Annotated in this window: 11 protein-coding genes; 2 read left to right on the forward strand and 9 right to left on the reverse strand. The window is 51.0% G+C overall.

Features of this window, described 5'->3' with window-relative positions:
• Positions 1-140 precede the first annotated feature (140 nt).
• Complete coding sequence (locus tag H8S75_RS12355) at positions 141-1,094, forward strand: ComEC/Rec2 family competence protein (protein WP_187021891.1); 954 nt, start codon at positions 141-143, stop codon at positions 1,092-1,094.
• 51 nt (positions 1,095-1,145) lie between these two features.
• Here the strand turns inward: H8S75_RS12355 and clpA are convergent, their stop codons facing one another.
• The gene (gene clpA, locus H8S75_RS12360) at positions 1,146-3,335 is read right to left on the reverse strand and encodes an ATP-dependent Clp protease ATP-binding subunit ClpA (RefSeq protein WP_187021892.1); all 2,190 of its coding nucleotides are present in this window, start codon (positions 3,333-3,335) and stop codon (positions 1,146-1,148) included.
• 75 nt (positions 3,336-3,410) lie between these two features.
• Positions 3,411-3,707 (reverse strand): ATP-dependent Clp protease adaptor ClpS, encoded by a 297-nt coding sequence (locus H8S75_RS12365; protein WP_002600764.1) that lies wholly within the window; start codon positions 3,705-3,707, stop codon positions 3,411-3,413.
• 201 nt (positions 3,708-3,908) lie between these two features.
• On the opposite strand from H8S75_RS12365, the gene H8S75_RS12370 reads away from it, so the two are divergent.
• On the forward strand, positions 3,909-5,765 hold the full coding sequence (locus tag H8S75_RS12370; protein ID WP_187021893.1) for an LTA synthase family protein: 1,857 nt from the start codon (positions 3,909-3,911) through the stop codon (positions 5,763-5,765).
• Positions 5,766-5,801: 36 nt separating this feature from the next.
• On the opposite strand, the gene H8S75_RS12375 is transcribed toward H8S75_RS12370, so the two are convergent.
• The 7 genes from H8S75_RS12375 to H8S75_RS12405 all read right to left on the reverse strand — a co-directional run bounded on the left by H8S75_RS12375 (position 5,802) and on the right by H8S75_RS12405 (position 14,736).
• Positions 5,802-8,501 (reverse strand): translation factor GTPase family protein, encoded by a 2,700-nt coding sequence (locus tag H8S75_RS12375; RefSeq protein ID WP_187021894.1) that lies wholly within the window; start codon positions 8,499-8,501, stop codon positions 5,802-5,804.
• A gap of 201 nt (positions 8,502-8,702) precedes the next feature.
• Positions 8,703-9,713, reverse strand: coding sequence for a radical SAM protein (locus H8S75_RS12380; RefSeq protein ID WP_187021895.1), 1,011 nt, complete (start codon positions 9,711-9,713; stop codon positions 8,703-8,705).
• A gap of 1 nt (position 9,714) precedes the next feature.
• Positions 9,715-11,100, reverse strand: a complete 1,386-nt coding sequence (locus H8S75_RS12385; RefSeq protein WP_187021896.1) for a glycoside hydrolase family 57 — start codon at positions 11,098-11,100, stop codon at positions 9,715-9,717.
• Between the two features lies 1 nt (position 11,101).
• On the reverse strand, positions 11,102-12,154 hold the full coding sequence (locus H8S75_RS12390) for a zinc-dependent alcohol dehydrogenase (RefSeq protein ID WP_187021897.1): 1,053 nt from the start codon (positions 12,152-12,154) through the stop codon (positions 11,102-11,104).
• A complete protein-coding gene (locus H8S75_RS12395) occupies positions 12,151-13,002 on the reverse strand; it encodes a sugar phosphate isomerase/epimerase family protein (protein WP_187021898.1) in 852 nt (283 codons plus the stop codon). Before H8S75_RS12395 ends, H8S75_RS12390 begins: the two co-directional genes overlap by 4 nt.
• Positions 13,003-13,009: 7 nt before the next feature.
• On the reverse strand, positions 13,010-13,834 hold the full coding sequence (locus tag H8S75_RS12400; RefSeq protein ID WP_187021899.1) for a carbohydrate ABC transporter permease: 825 nt from the start codon (positions 13,832-13,834) through the stop codon (positions 13,010-13,012).
• Positions 13,835-13,851: 17 nt separating this feature from the next.
• Positions 13,852-14,736, reverse strand: a complete 885-nt coding sequence (locus H8S75_RS12405; protein ID WP_055657284.1) for a carbohydrate ABC transporter permease — start codon at positions 14,734-14,736, stop codon at positions 13,852-13,854.
• Between the last annotated feature and the right edge of the window lie 84 nt (positions 14,737-14,820).

Consider the following 14,820-nt stretch of genomic DNA (forward strand, 5'->3'; position numbering starts at 1 on the left):
TACTTCCCGACAGCAGCAATGTCGCTCCTGATCTTCAGAAGTTAAAGGAGGCTCAAAGCATTATGGGAGTCTACGATGATACCATTCCCGGAATCCTTATGACCAGTGCAAGCCCTGTTCGTTTCCGCCGCTCGTCGCTCATGATAACTGATCATTTACTTTCTGAAGAAGAACAGACTATGATAGAGAACTTATATCAGACGGAGGACTCCGTCCGTGAGGATTCTGACATTGAATCATTACTGTCAGAGCTGTTTACAGATATCACTGACTTTAAAATAGAAAGCTTTAACGTTGGCGATGGAAATTGCATTTACATAACTGCCACAGGAAAAAGCAAAAAAAAATTCTATTTTGATATTGGATACCGGTATATATGCAGCTTAACCACCGAAGAAGGCGAAGTCATATCACATTATCCATATGCCGAGAATCATCTGAATACCAGAAAACCTGATATGGTAATCCTCTCACACTGGGATTTGGATCATATTTTAGGGGTTGTTTATGCAGGAGAACATATATTTATGATTCCCTGGATTGCTCCGGATTTAAATGATGACGCGCATCCTGCCAAAGCTTCAGCGAAACGTCTTGCAAAGTATCTGGAATTAAGAGGACAGTTAAACCTTATTCCGCTTACCACTAAAAAATTTACAAAGAAAGGAAGGCAGATATTCAAAAATGATAAAGTGACGATCGGCATGGCGAAAGGCGGTGGAATGTTAACCAAAATAAATAATACCGGTATTGTCATAAGAATGGAAGGAGAGGAGGGTTACACGCTTCTGGCCGGAGACGCAGAATACTCCACCTGGCCGTCCTGCATCTCTACCATTAAAGTTCCGCCAAAATGCAGTTATCTGCTCGTTCCTCATCATGCATCTAATATGATATATAAAGGGGTTCCGGTTACAGACTCCCTTCAGGGCCGGGCCATCATTTGCGCTTCGGGAGATAATGAAAAACATCCTCTTTTTACGCATCTCCTGGAACTGACAAAAAAAGGTTATCTCTATGAAATAACCGGACTCTGCAGTAGTTCCATAATTATTACAACGATAAATAAAGCAAGACAGATAAAAGCTACCTGACAGAATTTTATTTAAAAATATATCCCTTTTCTCTCATAAATCAGAATCCTGTTACGGCAGGATTCTGATTTTAACTCCATCATAATCAATCTCACAGCTTCCGCCCTTCTTCAGCCGCCCGAACAGCATCTCATCCACCAGGAGCGGCTTAATCTCCTGACCGATGATCCGCTTAATCTCCCTGGCTCCGTATTCGCGGCTCACGCCTTTCGCCGCCAGGTATTTCCTGCACGCTCTTGACAGGGTCAGCTCCACGTTTTTCTCCGCCGCCTTCCGGGCCAGATTACCGAATTCTTTTCCCACAATCCGGTCCGCCATGGCCGCATCCAGCGGACGGAATATAATGATCCGGTCGAGGCGGTTTCTGAACTCCGGCCGGAACACGCGCTTCACCTCATCGGTGATTCCTTCCTCATTCAACTGCCGTCCCCCGAATCCGATGGAGGCGCGGTCGGCCTTTTCCGCCCCCGCGTTGGAGGTCATGATTAAAATAACGCTGCGAAAATCCGCCTTCCTGCCCTGGTTGTCGGTCAGCGTCGCATAATCCATAATCTGAAGCAGAATGTTATAGATGTCCGAATGCGCTTTCTCGATCTCATCGAGCAGGAGGACACAGTGCGGGTTCTTCCTGATCGCTTCCGTCAGAAGGCCGCCTTCCTCATATCCCACGTAGCCGGCCGGCGATCCGATCAGCTTCGCCACCGTATGTTTTTCCGCGTACTCGCTCATATCAAACCGCACAAGGCGGATTCCAAGCACCTCAGCCACCGACTTTGCAAGCTCTGTCTTTCCCACTCCGGTCGGTCCGACGAACAAGAGACTCCCCACCGGTTTATTCTCCTCGCTCAGGCCCGCCTTCGACAGCTTGATGGCATTGGTCAGCTGATCCACCGCCGCCTCCTGACCGAAGACTCTTCCCTTCAGCTCCCGCTCCAGGCGTGCCAGCTTCTGCCGTTCCTCCATCTCCACCGTCTGCTTCGGAATCCTGCAGATCTTCGCCAGCACCTCTTCCACCAGTTTCTTATCCACCACCTGGATCTTCTTATTTTTCGGATGCAGCTCCAGATAGGCCCCCGCCTCGTCAATTAAGTCAATGGCCTTGTCAGGCAGATACCGCTCATTGATATACTGTTCCGAGAGACTGGCCGCGTGCTCCATGGTCCCCTTCTGATAGCGGACATGGTGGAATTTTTCATAGTACGGCTTTAGGCCATTTAATATCTCCACCGTCTCTTCCACCGTCGGTTCCTTGATATCGATATTCTGAAAACGCCTTACCAGGCTCTTATCCTTTGAAAAATACTTCTTATATTCCTCATAAGTGGTAGCCCCGATAAATTTAAGCTTTCCGTCGGTTAAATACGGCTTCAGCAGATTGGAGGCATCCATGGATCCGCCGTTTACCGCGCCGGCCCCTACCAGATTATGAATCTCGTCGATATAGAGAATGGGATTTTCTTCCTCCTTCAGCTCTTCCATCACCGCCTTGAGCCGCTTCTCGAAATCGCCCCGAAACTGGGTGCCCGCCAACATGGATCCCAAATCAATCCCGTAGATTCTGGCATTTTTCAGCTTCTCCGGTACGCGGCCCTCGTTGATTCTGGCTGCCAGCCCATACGTGATGGCCGTCTTTCCCACACCGGGTTCCCCCACATGGAGCGGATTATTCTTCTGACGCCGGCACAATACCTGCATGGTGCGTTCCAGCTCCGCCTCCCTTCCTATTAAAGGGCAGCTGTTTTTCACCTCATCATTGATACAGACCGCGTATTGAAGCAGAACGCTCTCCCGCTCCTCTTTTGCATCTTCCTCATTATCCATATTAGAGGAGCCCAGTTCCACCAGGAGGTCCACGCATTCCACGCCCTGCATCTGAACAAAATACGCGCCGTAGCTCTCCTCCAGTTCCATCATGCTGTACAGCAGATGCGGCAGTTCAATCGTATCGCGGTCCGAGGAAATCGCCTTCCTTGCCGCCTCCTCTATGGTCTGGTTCAAGCCGTAGCTGACCTCGATACCGCCTTCATCCTTCTCCACAGTGTCCATCTGCCCCAGGTAGTCCTCCAGCCGTGACTTTAACTTTTTCACGTCGCCTCCACAGCTTTTAAATGCAGCCTGGAAGGCTGGCCGGTCTGCAAGCACAAACCACACGTGCTCCGGGGTCACATACTCATTTCCCCGCCTCCCTGCATTTAAAACTGCGTCGTTCAGCAGCTCTTCCACTTCTTTTGCTATCTTCAAATTTCTTCTTCCTCCAGTCATAATCGGCAGCCTTTATCCGCGTCCTGTCTTCACCGTAATCTGCACAGCGTCGTCCTAAGACTCCACTTCCACCCGGAACGGATATCCCTGCTCTCGGGCAATTTTTACCGCCCTGGCCGCCTTCGTCTTTGCAATATCGTAGGAATAAACGCCCACCACGGCTTTCTGTCCCTTATGGACCGTCATCATGATGGCTACCGCTTCCTCATAATTTTTGCGGAACACGTCAATGAGAATCTCCACCACCACATCCATGGGCGTAAAATCATCGTTGTACATGACCACTTTATACTGTTTTGGCTGTTTCAGCCTGATTTCTGTTTTTTCTGACAATCCTGTATTTGCCGGCATACTGTATCATTACCTCCTGATCCGGATCATTTAAACACCATTTTAATCCATCATGCATGGAAATGCAAGCGGTAACGGAAGGCTGAAAATCTCCTGATCAGCTCAGTTTCTGCTGCATTTTATATTTTTTATTTTCTCTCTTGAACCCAAAAAATCTTTGTGGTACGATAACCTCATTCCCATGAACAGTGAGGCTTACCAATGACAAAAGAAAATATACTTCCACTGGCCCGCAAAGCGGCCCACATACTTTTTACCGTATTTCTTATGACGGTTCCATGTATTTCCTATTTTTTATTTGAGTATGTAACCGGCAATCTGGCGACGATCCCTTCCTATATGGCCGCCCTGAACATCGGCTGGATTTATGTCCTCTATCTCCTGGTGTTTGCGGCGAGCGGGCGGACCAGAATCGCCATACCCGTCGTGTCCATTCTCCTGTTCATCCTCTCCCTGGCCGAGGCCTTCGTGGTGTCTTTCCGGAGCCGTCCCATCATGTTCTGGGACATCCTGGCCTTTGGAACAGCCATGACGGTTTCCCAGAACTACGTATTTACCATAACGAAGGCCATGAAAGAAGCCGGAGTGATTCTTCTCGTCATCAATATAGCCGCAGCCGCATTTCCAAGACGGATCTCCGGCCGCAAATACAGGCTCGCTTTCGCAGGCACGGCGGCCGGTGTCACCGCCGCCTACGGCGTATGGTTTTTTACATTTCTCATGCCCTCCTGGGGCCTGGGAATCAACATGTGGGAGGTCAACGAGACCTATAAGGAATACGGTTACGTCCTCTCCACGGCGGTGTCCTTCCGCTATGCGGTGAAGCAGAAGCCTGCGGGGTACGGCACATCACAGATAAAACGGATCTATAACGATTACAAGGCGGAAGATGTCCTTCTGGCCTCTGCCGAGGAGGTGGCCCTGGGTGAAGATATCATCACCCCGGTCAATATTATCTGCATCATGAATGAGAGCTTGTCCGACTTACGCACAGGAGGTTTCTTTCAGACGAATCAGGCGTATTTCCCATTCCTGTACAGCCTGAAAGAGAACACGATAAGCGGAAGCCTGTGTGTTCCCGTCTTCGGCTCCATGACGTGCAATTCGGAATTCGAATTTCTGACGGGCGATTCCATCGCCTTCCTGCCTTCCAACTGCAGCGCCTACCAGTTCTACATAAAGCCCGGAACGTACAGCCTTGTCAGCACCTTAAAGGACCAGGGCTACCGGACCGTCGCCATGCATCCTTATCCAGGTGAAAACTGGAACCGCGATACGTGTTACAAGAATATGGGATTCGACGATTTCATTGATGAAAACCGCTATGAAGAACGGGATTTTCTTAGAAATTACGTGAGCGACCAGTCCAATTACGAGAACCTGATCAAACAGGTGGAGAATAAGGAGAATCCTGCCGACCGCCTTTTTCTGTTCAATGTGACCATGCAGAACCACGGCGGCTATGAGGGAATCTACGACAACTTTCCGCAGGAGGTGTGGCTGACCGGCTCCCTAAAGGACAAGTATCCGAAGACCGATCAGTATTTATCACTGATGAAGCGTTCCGATGAGGCCCTGGAATACCTGATCCGATACTTTGAGGCCAGCGACGAGCCCACCATGATCGTGATGTTCGGAGACCATCAGCCCAGCGTGGAGGATGAATTTTTCGATGAGATTGCAGGCATGCCCAGCGCCGACGTTCCCGCCGGAGACCACTTAATGTGGTATGAGACACCGTTTCTTATCTGGACAAACTATGAATCCGGATCGGAGCAGAAAGGGAAGATGAGCGCCATCTATCTCGCTTCCGAGCTGCTGGATCAGGCCGGCCTGGATATGACGCCGTACCAGCGTTTTCTGCTTTCCATGGAGGAAACACTGCCCGTCATACATCCGCTTGGCTGCTATGATGCCTCGGGAACCTACTACTCCTGGGAGGAGACTGGTCTTGACAGTTTTCCATACCGGGATACCATAAGGGATTACGAGTATCTCGTTTACAACCACAGCTTCGATCCGAAGAAATATAAGGACATGTATATAGCCGAACCATAAAGAACAGGACACCGTTCACAGATAAAGGAACTTCCGTCATTCTTCCGGAAGTTCCTTTATCTGTTTCATCATCTCCTCAGACACCGAATCCAGCAGATAATTTTTATGCTTTTCCCCTGTCTTTCTCTCCTGATACTCCTGATGAACCGTCTCGCTCAAACGGCGGATCTCTTCCTTCAGCTCCCTGGCCGATATCAGCCGGCAGCCCTGGCCGTGTATGATAATCTGTTCCAAATGGTCCGAAGTGGCCACTGTCACATCGTATTTTCTGCCATTTTCGTGGGCGAACTTCTCAATATACTGGTCTGCCGTCTCCGCCTCCTTTGTAAAGACCACCTGGATGTTGTGGTAGTCCAGGCACTCGGTCACATGGCCCTGGACCCGGTAGGCGTCGAACACGGCAATCAGCCGGCATTTCTTCATGCCCTGGTAATTGCAGAGAATATCGAGGAGTTTTCCTCGGGCGCCGTCGATGGTTTGCTCCGCCAGCTCCTTCAGTTCATCCCATGCAAAAATGATGTTATACCCGTCAACCAAAAGATACTCTTCCCTGGGGGCCTCCTTCTTATAGTTCCTCACCGCAGGAACACTGTGAGAGTTCTCCCTGTATTTCTCCCTGTTCTTCCACCCGGATTTAACCCCGGCTGAATTCCCCCGCCGGTTGGAGTAAAAGGTGCGTTCCAGAATGGCATCCACTTCCTCCGTGCCGATCCATTCCCTGTCACTCTCCGGCTCATCGTTCCTGCCGTTCGGCGCCTGACCTTTTCTGGCGGCAGCACCGGCAAGCCCGGCTATTCCATCCGGCCCCATGTCTTTCTGTGGTTCCAGACAGCTTTCCAGATGCATATACTCCGGGACCTGGTCCCATTCCACTAAGAATCCCGCCCCGTGGGCACAGAATACGGACCCAGCCGGGTTCGCCGTGTCTCCGTCCGCATCATAGCCGATTGCGGCCACCACTTCCTCCGTATTGTGGCACGGCCCGTAGCCGGAAAATGTAAATGACAGCCGTCCCGCGCCGCCCGTATAGGCGGTTACCTCTTTCTGATATCCCCCCATACAGGCCGCCGGGGCGCTTCCGGTGAGAACCGCCCGGTCTCCCTCCATGACAGGAGGCATCACTTTCCCTGCCATACGTTCCACATCGCTCATCGCCCGTCCCACGTAACGGTCCGGAAGTTCAAGGCGAAAATCGTAAAATGGCTCCAGCAGCATGGATTCCGCCTGCATCAGTCCCTGGCGGACTGCCCGGTAGACAGCCTGGCGGAAATCGCCGCCCTCCGTATGCTTTAAATGGGCCCGCCCCGACATCAGCGTGATCTTCATATCCGTGACCGAAGAACCCGTCAGCACTCCCTTGTGCTCCTTCTCCGCCAGATGGGTCAGAACCAGCCGCTGCCAGTTTCTTCCCAGAATATCCTCGCTGCAGGCGGAAGCAAACTGCATACCGCTCCCCGGCTCCCCGGGTTCCAAAAGAAGATGGACCTCCGCGTAATGACGGAGCGGTTCGAAATGCCCCACGCCTTCCACCGTGTTCGCGATCGTCTCCCGGTAGACGATGCTCCGGTCTCCAAATTCCACACAGAGACCGAAACGTTCCTCAATTACACTTTTTAAAATCTCCATCTGAATCTCGCCCATAATCTGGACATGGATCTCCTTCTTGCTCTCCTCCCATGTCAGATGCAGCTCCGGATCTTCCTCCTCCAGCTCCCGGAACTTCGGAAGTACAGCCGCCGCATCGACGCCCTCCGGCAGACCAATCCGGTATGTCATCACCGGCTCTAAGAGCGGCATGGCCGAGGCCGCTTCGATCCCCAGCCCCTGTCCCGGAACCGTTTTGGCAAGCCCCAGCACGGCGCAGACGGTGCCGGCCGACGCCTCCCGCACCGTCTCGAATTTCTCCCCGGAATAGAGGCGTATCTGGTTTACCTTCTCCTCGTCGATAAGCTCCCTCGTCGATAATCTGCCGCCCGTAATCTTCATATGGCTCATACGGTTTCCCTGGGCATCTCTCGATATCTTGAAAATCTTCGCTCCGAATTCCTGCGGATATTCAGGCGCCTCCGTATACTCCTCAAGTCCCTTCATGAATTCCTCCACGCCCGTAAACTTAAGCGCAGAACCGAAAAAGCATGGAAAAAGGCGTCTGTTTATAATCTGCTCCCGTATCCCGGCCATCTCCACACGGCCGGTCTCCAGATATTCATCCAGCATCTCCTCACTGGTCATGGCGATCTGCTCATAAAAATGATCCGTTCCGGCCTCTCCGAAATCCACAAAGTTTTCCTTTAAGACTTTTCTTAGGTCATCCAGGATAGCCCCTTTCCCCAGCCCCGCCAGGTCCATCTTATTGATAAAGAGAAATGTGGGAACCCGGTATCTGGCAAGAAGACGCCACAGCGTCCTCGTATGCTCCTGTACTCCGTCCGTTCCGCTGATCACCAGAATGGCGTAATCCAGCACCTGCAGGGTCCGTTCCATCTCCGCCGAGAAATCCACGTGCCCCGGAGTGTCGAGAAGGGTCATCTCCATATCCTTCCACTTCAAAATGGCCTGTTTCGAGAAGATCGTAATCCCCCGCTTCTTCTCCAGTTCATACGTATCGAGAAACGCGTCCCCCCGGTCCACCCGTCCCATTTTCCGGATGCTTCCGCCCATATAGAGCATCGCCTCCGACAATGTCGTTTTTCCCGCGTCTACGTGGGCCAAAATACCGACTGCCAGCTTCTTCATCTTTGTATCGTTCTCCTTCTATGTGCAGCAGAAACTCTCATGGTTTTGTCGTTTTCCGCCTCAATACCGAAAGCAAGCTGCCTGCAAAAAACACAGACAGCCTGCTGTTTATGAGTATTATAACATTCACAGTGAAAAAGCGAAAGATGTTTTTCCAATCCACTTCCGGTAAATCAAACCGTTGAAAGCGGTTTTTCTCTTTTACAGCTCATAAAAACACTCCTTGTCCCCCCAGGAGCAGTGTCTGCACGCCGGATTTCTCCCATTTTCCACCAGCTTCCGGAACTTTTCGGCTTGTTCTCCCCGAAACAGTGCCTCAAGCGGCTGTTCCCGCACATTCCCCACGGAAAAGTCGGTAAAATCAGTACAAAACGATGTCTCCCCGTTCCACATAATATGGAGATGACGCCATGGGGAAAGACAGGGCCTCACGATTTCTCCGGAACGAACATGCGGCAGATACCGGACTTTAAAAGCATGCGTCCCAGGCTCCTTAAAAGCATGCGTCCCAGGCTCCTCCAGGCGTAATCCGGCCTTCTCCATCTCCGAATCCCCCTCGCCACTCTGCCTCCACGATTCAACCGCCTCCGCTTCGATGGAAAATTCCCGTTCCATCACGGCTTTATATTCTCCAATCTCCCGGCCGTTTAAAACGATCATATCCTGAAGCAGCACCTCATCCACGGGAAAATCCGACAATTCAGCAAAAAACTCCTTCAGCTGCCCTTTCAGCTCCTCCGTCATAACGGCCATACAGACCACCGGCAGTAAAGGCGCCGCCCTCTTTACTGCAAGCAGATTCTCCCGGATCTTCCGGAATGTTCCCGCGCCGCGGATGCTGTCATGGAGCTGCTCCGGTCCGTCAACAGACACGTAAATCTTGTCCAGACAGTACGGGACAGTCTCCGCATGCCGGTCCAGCAGAGTCCCGTTTGTAACGATTCCGACCCGGTACCCCCGTTCATGAAGTGTGGAGGCGATCTCATCAAAGCACGGGCTCATGAGCGGTTCCCCGCCCCAGAGCATGACCGATGGCTTCTTTCCGGCGGCCGCGTCCAGCTCATTTACGATCCCAAGCCACTCTTCCGTTTTCAGGGCCATGCTCTCCTTGCCGTCACGCAGCGCGCTGTTTTTCCTCTGTCCGCAAAACCAGCAGTTTAAATTACACTGCCTGGTCAGCTGTAAATGAATCATCTCCAGTCGTCGTTCCATCTCACTCTTCCTCAAAATATCGCATCTCCATCAGCCTCTCCTCGATCAAACCAAGCTGGGAGCTCATAATATCGGGTGAATACAGGGAACGGAGCCCGGCGATTCCCAGTTCCTCCATCGCCCCCGCCACCCGGTCATTTGCCCGGTACAATGCCTCCAGCGCCTCTCTCACATTAAATCTGCCGGGAGAAGTCGGAGCAGGCGGCCATCTCGCATCCGACACCCACCCTTCGGTAACCGCCCGAAAGGCCGCAGCCAGCGCTTCATTCTCATGCCAGTCGATCTGCTTATAGGCGGCGATCCCCTCGATCCCCTCCAGAATCATGCGGCAGACCGGATCCAGCTGCAGCGCCTGATCCGTATTCAGCCATGCCTTTGCGGTTCCCCCGTGCCACGCAGCCCCATTTTCAATTTTCAAAATGGACAGGTTCTCCAGAAGCTCTGCGGATTCCACCACCTCCGAAGGTGTCGCCGGAACAAATCCGCTTTCTATGGATAGGTCCATGATTTCCTTAAACCGTTTCAAGCTGTCGCCTTCTTCCTCAAAGAACCTGGCCTGATTAAACTGTTTAACATAGAAGTATGCCGAACTTCCTATGTATTCCGCATCCTCGGCATACGGCATGATAAAGGAGCCTGTCTCCTGTGCACGCGCGTTCCAGCGGCAGAACATGGACTGAATCTCCTCATAGCGGACCGCCTCGTTTCTCACGCCCTCCGTCGCCCCCATCAGATACCAGAGCAGCAGATTTGCCATACAATCGGAACGGAAGATCAGCTTCAGCCCGTTATCACAGATAGAGGGATTCGTCAGATACTTTAAATACTCCGGCTTATCCTTTATATATTCCTCGATAAGAAACAGCTGGTTTTTATTGCTGTGCCCCTGCACGTCATAGCACAGTCCGGTGGCCTTTCTTATCTCGGGAAATGAGAGGAAGAAGGAATCGGCGTCCATAATGAGTGTCTCGATTCCCACCTCCTTATAGATGCCCGGAATCTGTGCGTTCCAGCTGCATTCCGGATTCCATCCAACCTTCGGGCGGATTCCCGTATAACGCTCCCATGTATCCAGGCTCCTTAGCAAGGTATGTACCGCCACCTCACGCGGTACATTTCCCATCATCAGATGTGTATACGGGGATGCCACCGGCTCCACCTGACCGTCCAGAATCAGCGCCTTCAGCTTTTCCATGACCTCGGGAGCCAGCCTCTCTATTTCATCCAGCGTCTTGCCGCTGGCCTCAAATCCTATTTTATACTGATTGTCTCGAACCAGATCAAACAGCTTTTCATAGCAGTTTTTCACGACCCATTCCCGCCGTTCCATTTTCAGCTGGGAATACTGGATGTTCGCATGTGGAAGAAAAATAACTTTAGGCCTCATATTATTTGCTCCAATCAAAGATTATTTTAAATACATCCTCGCCCTTTGCCATCTTGTATTCAAATGCCTCCGCACACTTCGACACCGGCCAGATCTCCACCGGAAGGCCGTTCGTATCGAATTTCCCCTCGCTGATCCAGGTAAGAATCTGCTCCTTACAGCCGGGCGCCAGTGCACAGGACATGGAAATTGTGCAGTTCTTTGTAAACCAGCGGTGATAGCTGTCCATGATGATTTTCTCCGGATAATCCCCCTGCCAGTGAATATGGCCCGGCGCATCGTCGGTTCCCCAGCCGCCGTCTTTCAAATATTTATGGAGAATACCTGGCACCTCCGCATTGCCGGAGCACTCGATGATCTGATCCGCCATGGCGCCTCCGGTGGCCTTCCTGATCACCAGTTCCGCTTCAAACGGATCGGCCACAAGGTCCGCATACTTCTTCGCAATGTCACGCCTGAATTTATTCGGCTCAATGGCAATGACTCTCAAATTCGGATTTACGATCTTTAAAATCTGCATGGCGCTGATTCCCACCATGCCTGCGCCGCTCACCACGATTGTCTGTCTGCCCTCCAGATTCAGCATCCGGATTCCCTTTAGGGCCACACATGGAAGATAAGCCAGCACACCGTCAATATAGGAGAGGTTTTCTGGAATCTTGACCATATAGTCAAACGTGTCATTCGTGGTATCGGAATCCTTTACCGTATATTCGGAGCCGCCGCCCCATGCGGCACAGACATCACCGTATTTCCGGCATTCGTTAATCATAACCCGGTCTCCTGGTTTCAGGCTTCCATCGCTCTCCTCCCCTGCCGCGACTACCTCACCGGCGGTTTCATAACCAGGCACCAGCGGATAGTAGCACTGTTCCGGATGCTGAAGTCCCTTATAGGTCTTCATATCCGTTCCGCTGGAAATACTGCTGTAATACGTCCGCGCGATATAGGCATCCTTTTTTGGCTCCGTCAGAGTGATCTCCCTTAAGCGGACTTCATATGGTCTCTCGATCACGACGGCCTTTGTCTTTTTATAATCGTAAATAGTACTCATAGCCAGACCTCCTTCAAAATAGTCTCCAGGTACTGTTTGCTGCGCCTGGTCCCTTCTTCTATGTCCTGTGGTTCCTCATATTCGATCATCAGGGTATCCGTCCATCTCAAGATCGTTTCTATGGTGCGCTTCCAGTCTCTCTTCTCATCTCCGATGGCTCCAGGTTTTAAGTGACCGCCCGGCAGCTTCACAAAATCCTTGATATGGGCATAGGCGATGCGGCTGCCGACAAGCTCCGCCGTCTCTTCCACGTCGCATCCCGCAATGGCATAGAGATTGGCCGGATCGAAGACGAATTTCAAGCTGTCATCCGTTTGCCGTAGAATTCTCTTTAGACACCCGGTCTCCGTGGCTGCCGATTGGAAATGAACCACTCCGTCCGGATACGCCGTCACTCCCCCATGGGTCTCCATGGCTGTCACCACTCCATGCTCCTTTCCATACCGGGCTACCGTGTTCAGCGCATCTATCATACGTGAAAAACGCGTCTCATCCACTTCCCTGTAAGGCGTAAAACCAGCAAATATCCGCAGCGTTTCCACTCCTAAAAAGGAGCAGATATCGATTACCCTCTTAATCTTCCCGATATCCTCCGCTGCTGCGTTCCTGTCTTCAAGCGTAAAGTCATTGCCCGTCGCCGCGGTATCCAGAGAAATCCCAAATGCTTCATACTCCTTCTTTACCTGCTCAAGAAGACGTACATCTGCGTCTGTCTGCACATCCGCAGGCGTATTGGCGATTCCCAGTTCCAGGGAAACGAGCCCCAGGCGCCTTACCAAGTCAAGCTGCTGCTGCAGTGTAAGCTCCCGAAAGCCCCACGCAGCTGCTCCGATTCTAATCTCCTTCATGCCTCACTCATCCTTTCACCGCTCCCGCGATCAGTCCCTGAATCAAATATTTCTGGAAAATCAGATAAATAATAATGATTGGAATACACACGATCATGGCTCCGGCAAACGCCGTCACATAATCCGTATTTAAATATCCGTTTACCACCGAGTAGAGCCCTGCGATAATTGTCCTCTTTTCCGGCCTGCTCACAATGGTAAATGCCAGCACAAACTCGTTCCACACCCACATAAACTGATAGAGAAGCACGGTGGCCAGAGCCGGTTTCGCCAGAGGAATGGCAATGTTGGCGAAAATTTTAAATTCCCCTGCTCCGTCTATCTCTCCCGCCTCGTAAAGTTCATACGGGATTCCCGCAAAAAATCCCTGAAGGACAAAGACTGCGAAGGGCAGGCCGCCCGCCGCATAGGTCAAAATCAGTCCCGCGTGGGAGCTGCCGAATCCCAGCTTTCTTAAGACAATAACGATGGGAAATATGATCATTCCAGCCGAAATCGTTTGTCCTGCCAGAAGATAAATCAAGGTCACCTGACTTAAATTTCCCTTATACCGGGAAATGGCAAAAGCCAGCATCGTCGCAAAAACCAGCATCAATAACAGAGAGAAAGCGGTAATCGTCACGCTGTTTTTCGTGAGAGCGGCAAAATCCGCTTTCTGCCACGCATCACTGTAATTGGAAAACAGGAACTTTTCCGGAAGGCTCCAGGGCTTAGTCATCAATTCCTTTTTAGATTTAAAGGAAGAAAAGAAAACCCAGATAATCGGGATCATCGTGACGCTGAATACCATCGCAAGTACGAAACCTAAAAATAACTTTTTTACTGTCTTCATGCTGTCCGTCTCCCTTCTCAATCCGCAGTCCTGTTCTGTATTTTCATCTGGATAAAGGAACAGATGATCACAAACAGGGTCAGTGCTGAGATGATTGCCATCCCGTATCCGGCGTTGGAATTCGTAAATACAGTTTTATACGAATACGTAAGAATCATCTCCGTGGTATAATACCCCGGTCCTCCTTTTGTCATTGTGTATATCAGGTCAAAAACTCTGAATATATCTATAAATACTAAAACATAGACAATTGTGATAATTCGTTTCATACACGGGATGGTGACATTTCTGATCACCTGCCACCTGCCTGCTCCGTCCAGCACCGCGGCTTCGATCAGATCGATGGACACGGACTGGAGACCCGCAAGAAACAGAACGAAATAGACCGGAACCATCTTCCAGAGAGAGGTAAAGGTCACCGCATACAGGGCCGTCTTCGTATTGGTAATCCAGCCTGTGGCCAGCCCTCCCAGTCCCACCGCCTTTAATATCTCGTTTAAAATACCGTACTGCGGATTATAGATCCACTTCCAGAGAAACACGGTTACAATCGTCGGTATCATAGCCGGCAGGTATGTTACAGTCCTCCAGAAGGACTTTTTCCTCGTGAAATTCTCAACCAGATAGGCGACGGCAAATGCGGCCACCGGAACGACGATCAGGGTGATGATTCCATATTTAATGTTGTTGAGAACCGATACTCTTAAGATGCTGTCATACAACAGATTCACATAATTCTTAAATCCCGTAAACTGCGCGTCCGCCAGATTCACAATGCCGTTCCAGTTGGTAAAGCTGATATAGAATCCCAAAAATACGGGAAATATCCAGAACACAGTGTACACGGCCAGCGCAGGAAGGGAAAACATCAGAAAATATTTTCGGTTCCTTCTCTCTTTCATAAAGTGTACTTGAAGACTCAGCTTTAGACATGAGAGGAATTATGCCTCTCTTGACTCCTTGGTGAGCTCCTTCTCCTTTTTAAT

The sequence above is a fragment of the Hungatella hominis genome (assembly GCF_014288005.1).
In the GTDB taxonomy this organism is placed as follows: Bacteria; Bacillota; Clostridia; order Lachnospirales; family Lachnospiraceae; genus Hungatella; species Hungatella effluvii.

What these genes read in the sequence shown, in the direction of transcription:
- H8S75_RS12355 (WP_187021891.1), top strand. Translation starts at nt 141, where the DNA reads ATGATAACTGATCATTTACTTTCTGAAGAAGAACAGACTATGATAGAG.
- H8S75_RS12365 (WP_002600764.1), bottom strand. Translation starts at nt 3,707, where the DNA reads ATGCCGGCAAATACAGGATTGTCAGAAAAAACAGAAATCAGGCTGAAA.
- H8S75_RS12370 (WP_187021893.1), top strand. Translation starts at nt 3,909, where the DNA reads ATGACAAAAGAAAATATACTTCCACTGGCCCGCAAAGCGGCCCACATA.
- H8S75_RS12375 (WP_187021894.1), bottom strand. Translation starts at nt 8,501, where the DNA reads ATGAAGAAGCTGGCAGTCGGTATTTTGGCCCACGTAGACGCGGGAAAA.
- H8S75_RS12380 (WP_187021895.1), bottom strand. Translation starts at nt 9,713, where the DNA reads ATGGAACGACGACTGGAGATGATTCATTTACAGCTGACCAGGCAGTGT.
- H8S75_RS12385 (WP_187021896.1), bottom strand. Translation starts at nt 11,100, where the DNA reads ATGAGGCCTAAAGTTATTTTTCTTCCACATGCGAACATCCAGTATTCC.
- H8S75_RS12390 (WP_187021897.1), bottom strand. Translation starts at nt 12,154, where the DNA reads ATGAGTACTATTTACGATTATAAAAAGACAAAGGCCGTCGTGATCGAG.
- H8S75_RS12395 (WP_187021898.1), bottom strand. Translation starts at nt 13,002, where the DNA reads ATGAAGGAGATTAGAATCGGAGCAGCTGCGTGGGGCTTTCGGGAGCTT.
- H8S75_RS12400 (WP_187021899.1), bottom strand. Translation starts at nt 13,834, where the DNA reads ATGAAGACAGTAAAAAAGTTATTTTTAGGTTTCGTACTTGCGATGGTA.
- H8S75_RS12405 (WP_055657284.1), bottom strand. Translation starts at nt 14,736, where the DNA reads ATGAAAGAGAGAAGGAACCGAAAATATTTTCTGATGTTTTCCCTTCCT.